The 6,471-nt window shown below is 69.0% G+C and carries 5 protein-coding genes; 3 read left to right on the top strand and 2 right to left on the bottom strand.

Annotation, left to right across the window (positions count from 1 at the left end; genetic code table 11):
- A partial coding sequence (locus ABZ570_RS26985) for a low temperature requirement protein A (RefSeq protein ID WP_358069325.1) occupies positions 1-346 on the bottom strand: 346 nt, incomplete at its 3' end.
- 1,030 nt (positions 347-1,376) lie between these two features.
- On the opposite strand from ABZ570_RS26985, the gene ggt reads away from it, so the two are divergent.
- From ggt to ABZ570_RS26970, 3 genes are all read left to right on the top strand, one after another.
- Complete coding sequence (ggt, locus tag ABZ570_RS26980; protein ID WP_358069322.1) at positions 1,377-3,308, top strand: gamma-glutamyltransferase; 1,932 nt, start codon at positions 1,377-1,379, stop codon at positions 3,306-3,308.
- A 1,137-nt stretch (positions 3,309-4,445) separates the two neighbouring features.
- The gene (locus tag ABZ570_RS26975) at positions 4,446-4,865 is read left to right on the top strand and encodes a YciI family protein (protein ID WP_358069319.1); all 420 of its coding nucleotides are present in this window, start codon (positions 4,446-4,448) and stop codon (positions 4,863-4,865) included.
- Positions 4,862-6,007, top strand: coding sequence for a DUF6596 domain-containing protein (locus ABZ570_RS26970; RefSeq protein ID WP_358069316.1), 1,146 nt, complete (start codon positions 4,862-4,864; stop codon positions 6,005-6,007). Before ABZ570_RS26975 ends, ABZ570_RS26970 begins: the two co-directional genes overlap by 4 nt.
- Here the strand turns inward: ABZ570_RS26970 and ABZ570_RS26965 are convergent.
- Positions 5,985-6,383, bottom strand: a complete 399-nt coding sequence (locus ABZ570_RS26965; protein WP_358069313.1) for a hypothetical protein — start codon at positions 6,381-6,383, stop codon at positions 5,985-5,987. The genes ABZ570_RS26970 and ABZ570_RS26965 overlap by 23 nt on opposite strands.
- Between the last annotated feature and the right edge of the window lie 88 nt (positions 6,384-6,471).

Below are 6,471 nucleotides of genomic sequence, written 5' to 3'. Positions count from 1 at the left end.
ATTCCGTTTCCTCCCCGGCCTGAAGGCCGGAGTATCCACGGAAGGAATCTGATGAACTGATGACCACGAGCTGGACTCGGTGGTGGTAGGGGTCGTACTGGCTGGTGGTCCATGCAGTGAGGGGCCAGACCGCCCACAGAGCCAGCAGCAGTAACAGTGCTTTGGTCAGGCCGGTGGCGACGACGCTCGGGATGCGCCGGTCGGGGCCGGTGAGGACGTCGGCGGACCGGATCGATATCCGGGTGAACGCAAAGACGAACACCACGTCGAAGAACAACTCCAGGAAGGTCGCCTGCTGCGGGCTTCCGGGTTTACGCAGCAGGTCGACCCAGCCAGCCGCCATCATCGCCAACCCCGCTTCGCCGACCAGTCACGCAGTCACAGTGCCACGCCGCCCTGCCGGGCGCGCCCAATCGCGGCGATCCCACCAGCAGAACGTGAACTGTGCTGTCACCAAGAAGATCCACGCGAAGGCGAGCGCTACCAGCCCGACCAGCAACGCGGAAGGTACCGGCATGACGGCCTCACCGCCGCACTGGCCGACCTGCCCACCACACCGGTCACAGCGCTGCGCGCCAGGTTCCTCGCCTGGGTCCCCCGCGGCCACGCGCCTACCCGCACGGCGTGACCAGCCGACGCGCCCCACAGGTGAAAGCCGCAACTGTCTCGCCTCTGCCTGGCTGGACCGGGCAGAGGGGGTGACGCCGTGACGCCGCGCCCGCCGCGCGACGGCGGCACGGCGCCTGTCCGGCATCCCCCGGGTTCACGCGCCGGGCACGCGCCCACCAGCCGGCGAAGGTAGCCCGAGGGCTATCGCTCCGCGGGGCAGGGACAGGTCGAACAACTCCGCCGTCACGCCGTGCTCGCCGACGTCCGCACCGATCACGCACGCCCCGACGCGCACCGGACGGAGCCGGGCGACCGGCCGCCCCCGGATGAGGCAACGATCCGTGCTCCTCGACAAGTCCGTCACAAACCCGCGTGCGGTCCCACCCGCTGTCCCGCCTCCGCAGCAGCCGCCCATGCCCTACGAATCCCCAGCCCAGGGGCCATTGACCAACTGTGCGCTCGTCCCGCACCGGCCGTCCTGGCCAGCCGACGTCCGGATAGAACTTTCACCGCTCCTCAAGAGATGCTCAAGTCCGGATCACGCGACCGCTCAACTGACAATTGATGTGCATACGCTCACCTCCATCCAGCCGAGGCAACGCCGATGCGGGAAAGAATCGGCTTGGTGCGTTCATCAAACAGTTGACCGCCTCCAACCGGGCCGGAAGCCTCTCGACCGAGCAGGCGCGACCGGGCTTCGCATACGCAGCGCGCGTGATCCGCGACGCTGAGCAACAGGCCGGTTAGTGACACCTAGCCAAACGTCCGTGAATGAAGGGAAGGACATGACTCACTCTCGAAGAGCCCTGGGCTGCGTCCTGCTGACATGTCTGCTGGTGGGCACAAGCCCTGGCTCGACGGCAATCGCCGATGCGGGCAGCACATATCAGTCGCTCGGCATCCAGTCCACCGTCTCCCTGCCGTCGCCGGCTCAAGGCAACCCGCCGCCGTGGTCGGGCAAGGCGTTCCGCCAGGGCGTCGTGGCGGTGGCCAACCCCTACGCCGCCGAAGCCGGCGCGCAGATCCTCGAAGACGGTGGCAACGCGGTAGACGCCGCAGTGGCTATCGCCTACGCGCTCAACGTCGTGGAGCCGCAATCGGCCGGCATCGGCGGCGGCGGCTTCATGATGATCCACCTGGCGGAAACCGGCGAGACGGTTGCCATCGACTCCCGCGAGCGCGCTCCGGCCGGCGCAAAACCCGACATGTTCGTGGGCGTGCCGAACCCTTCGCTGCAGGGCGTGGCCGTCGGCGTGCCGGGGATGGTGCGCGGCACCGACATGGCGCTGAAGCGCTACGGCAACCTGCCGCTGGCGCGTACGCTGCAGCCGGCCATCAAGCTGGCCGACGCCGGCTTCGCCGCGACGCCGCGCTATTCGGAAGCCAGTTGCAGCAGCCGCGCACGAAACTCGCCGGAGGCCGAAGCGTACTTCTGCCCAGGCGGCGCACCCCCGGCGGTCGGCTCGCTGGTGCAGAACAAGCCCCTTGCCGAAACCTTCCGCCTGATCGCCAGCAACGGTGCCGACTGCTTCTACGTGTACATGCCGGAGAAGGGCTGCGACATCGCCAAGGGCATCGTCGAGGGCCAGAAGTTCAACCGCCCGCAGGCGCCGAACGGCAAGGGTGGCAGCATGACCTTCGCCGACCTGGAGAACTACCAGGCGACGCTGCGCACACCCGTCGAGAACACGTATCGCGGGTACAAGATCAGGGCGATGTCGTCACCGTCCTCAGGCGGCCTGACCGTGACCCAGATGCTGAAGATGCTCGAGCGCCTTCCGATCGGGGATGAGAGCCAGGGCTTCGGCTTCGGTTCCCCGAAGACGGTGAACGTGATGGTGGATGCGATGCGGCTCGCGTTCGCGGACCGCTCGGTCTGGATGGGCGACAGCGACTTCGTGCCCGAGCCGAGTCGGGGGCTGCTGCACCCGGACTACGTCGCGCTCCGCGGGGCCGCGATCGTGCCCGGCGCGCGGATCACGCCGAACCCGTCGCCGGGAGACCCCCGCCCGTTCGAGGATCCGAACGCCGAGGCGGGCGTGCTGATCCCGACGGCCGAACCGGTCACCGGGCCGGGCGAGACGACCACGCACTTCTCGGTGATCGACAAGTGGGGCAACCTGGTGTCCTACACCAACACGATCGAGTCGGGGCACGGCATCGGCGTGTTCGCCGGCTACCGGGGCACCGATGCCTCGTACCGCAACTTCGGCTTCCTGCTCAATAACGAGCTGACCGACTTCAACCTGACGCCGACCGTCAACCCCTACACTGGCGGGCCCGGCTTCAACGATGTGCAGCCGGGCAAGCGGCCGCGCAGCAGCATGACGCCGACCCTGATCCTCACGCCCGACGGCAAGCCACTGGTCGCCTTTGGCTCGCCCGGGGGCTCCACGATCATCAACTCGGTGTTTAACGTGGCGCTCAATCTCATCGACCACAAGATGACGATCCAGGACGCGATCGACGCGCCTCGCGTGTCGGTGACCAGCGCGGCAAGTTCGGTCTCGCTCGAGAACGGATTCCCGCAGGGCACCGTTGACGGTTTGCGTGGGCTCGGCTACACGGTCAGCACCGGCGCCGACATCGGTTCGGTGCAGGCAGTAGTGGTCGATCCGAAGACCGGCAAGCAGTACGGCGGCGCCGACTCCCGCCGCGAAGGCACAGTGATCGGCTTGCCAAGGCCGCGGTCGTCCTGAACAAGGTCCGACGCGGAGCCCCGGTATGAAGTGGTCTTTTCGGCAGATCAACTTCAGAAAGGGGCTCCGCGTCGGGCGGGCGAAACGGCTCGAGGTGCTGGTATCAAGGACGCCACGACGGGACACCCGCACGCGTCGGTCCGAAGCCCAAGCAGGTCGTCGGGGACCATGCGCTGGGCGACGCGCCACCCCAGGTTGTCACCGAGTCCACCAGACGCCATGACGATCCGCTCGGTCGTGGACCAGCTTGAAGCCACCGCCGTCGTCACCCCCACCGCGGTCAAGGCCAGCAGCGGGGACCGGTCGAAGACCAGGTCCTGCGTGGTTACCTCATCGCCTGCCGGTCGGCTGCACGATGTCCGGGCCGCCGGTGTGCGGCGTCGGGACGTACCCGGGGTACGGCTGCCGATGCGGGCAGACCCACGACCGTGACGTCAACGCGGCCCGCAACCTTCTGGCCGCCGGACTGGCGGTGACAGCCTGCGGAGACGGTGTAAGACCTCAACGAGAGTCCTCTCGCACGAGGCAGTCGTCGGCGAAACAGGAAAACCCGAGGGCGACCAAGGGAATCCCCGTCCTTTAGGGCGGGGAGGATGTCAACCTGGCGATCTCACTACGAGGCGAACCCGACAGACGACGCCACGAGCTACGCATGCTGACCACGTTCACCCTGACCGGCGCCCTATGGATCGCCGGCGCCGTACTGGCACTCAGATGGCGGCTACCGCTGTGGCTGCTCGCACTGGCCACCGAATGGATGGCCGCACGATTGCTTCCCCGTTCCCGGTCTCGGCCGCTCCCCAGCAGCGAAACACTGACCTCCCCCAACTGCGCCAGGCACCCAGGATGCGGACCGGGCGGGGGATGGACATCGCCTACGACCGGGGGCGGGCAGCCCGCGAGCCCTGCGGCGGCTCGTGCTGGGGGACGCGGACGGACTGGGGCCGGGGCAGTTGCCCGGAGGCGCGTGGGCTGATCCGCGCAGACCACCAGCCTCAAGGCGTGCAGGCCGTCGCGCGACTGGGTGCGATCTTTGCTGACGAAATTTCGGACGGCGATGTCGAGAACCGGTGACCGGCTCCGTCCCCGCGGTGAACGTGACCAGAATGGGTCGCACCCGCACGGAGGAGAACCACGATGGCGAAGTACCTGCTGCTCAAGCACTACCGCGGCGCTCCGGCTCCGGTCAACGACGTACCCATGGACCAGTGGACGCCGGAGGAGATCTCGGCGCACGTGCAGTACATGAACGACTTCGCGGCCCGGCTCGAAGGGACCGGCGAGTTCGTCGACGGCCAGGCGCTCGCCGCCGAGGGGACGTTCGTCCGGTACGACGGCGAGGGGCGCCCGCCGATCATCGACGGCCCGTTCGCCGAGACCAAGGACCTCATCGCCGGCTGGATGGTGATCGACGTCGACAGCTACGAGCGCGCCATCGAGCTGGCCGGGGAACTGTCGGCCGCCCCTGGGGCGGGCGGCAAGCCGATCCACGAGTGGCTCGAGGTCCGCCCGTTCCTGACCGCGCACCCCACCACCACGGAGTGCACTTTCAAATGAACGAGGCCCTGCTCCGGAGCCTCACGCCGAGCGTGCTCGGAATCCTCGTCCGCCGCGGAGCCGACTTCGCGGCGGCCGAGGACGCCGTTCAGGACGCGCTGGTCGAGGCGGTCCGCGTCTGGCCGGCCGACCCGCCGCGGGACCCGAAAGGCTGGCTGGTCACCGTGGCCTGGCGCAAGTTCCTCGACGCGACCCGGGCGGACGCCGCCCGCCGCCGCCGTGAGGACCTCATCGACGAGGAGCGGGCCCCCGGGCCCGCACCCGCGGTGGACGACACGCTCCAGCTCTACTTCCTGTGCGCCCACCCGTCGCTGACGCCGTCATCCGCGGTCGCGCTCACGCTGCGCGCCGTCGGCGGGCTGACCACCCGCCAGATCGCCCAGGCCTACCTCGTGCCCGAGGCGACCATGGCCCAACGCATCAGCCGGGCCAAGCGCACGGTCTCCGGCGTGCGGTTCGACCAACCCGGCGACGTCGCCACCGTGCTGCGCGTCCTCTACCTGGTTTTCAACGAGGGCTACTCCGGCGACGTCGACCTCGCCGCCGAGGCCATCCGCCTCACCCGGCAGCTCGCAGCCGCGATCGACCATCCCGAGGTGGCGGGGCTGCTCGCCCTCATGCTGCTCCATCACGCCCGGCGCGCCACCCGGACCGCGCCCGACGGCAGCCTGGTGCCGCTCGCCGAGCAGGACCGCGGCCGATGGGACACCAAGTCGATCGCCGAGGGCGTCGAGATCCTGCAGGCAGCCCTCGCCCGCGACCGACTGGGCGAGTTCCAGGCCCAGGCCGCCATCGCGGCACTCCACGCCGACGCGCCCACCGCCGACAAGACCGACTGGGTACAGATCGTCGAGTGGTACGACGAGCTCGCGCGCCTGACCGACAGCCCGGTCGTCCGGCTCAACCGCGCGGTGGCCGTCGGCGAGGCCGACGGACCGCGCGCCGGGCTGGCGGCGCTCGCGGCGCTGGATGACTCACTGCCCCGCTACGCGGCGGTGGCGGCGTACCTCCACGAACGCGACGGCGACCTGGCCACAGCGGCACGGCTGTACGTCGAGGCAGCCCAAAAGGCCCCCAACCTCGCCGAGCGTGACCACCTGACGCGCCAGGCCGCCCGGCTCAACGCCCGCCGGTGTCGCTGACGGGTCGATGCCGGAAGTGTGGACCTTTCTCCAACGCGTTCACCGGCACCGGTGGCGGGTCGGACGGCACGTGTGAGACCCGGATCCGGTACTGACCGGCAGGGATCTCAACTCGATGCTCAGGCCCGGGAGGTTCCATGCAGCCGAAGACATGGACCACGCCACTTGGCACCGTCAGGTCCGCCTCCACGATGTGCTCGGCTTCAACCAGGGCCGGCTCTCCGCCGTGTACGCATAGCGTCGTCTCGACGTGGTCGCTGCGGGCCGTGCCGATCGCGATCGAACACGGGCCGTCCAGGCCAATGCAGTAGACAGCAACCGACTCCTCCGACCACGCTTCGGGCCAGTCGTAGCCCTCGTCTGCCTCGGCCGCCATCTGCCCGTCGACATCTTGGATTTAGAACTGGCTGTGGTCGGCGAACACCAGGGCGTGGCGCACCTTGTCCATCGCCGCAGACTACTGG

It is taken from the genome of Micromonospora sp. NPDC007271 (genome assembly GCF_040634005.1).
Lineage (GTDB): Bacteria > Actinomycetota > Actinomycetes > Mycobacteriales > Micromonosporaceae > Micromonospora.
Note: the sequence above shows the minus strand (reverse complement) of the source record. Positions and strands in the feature narration are given on the sequence as shown.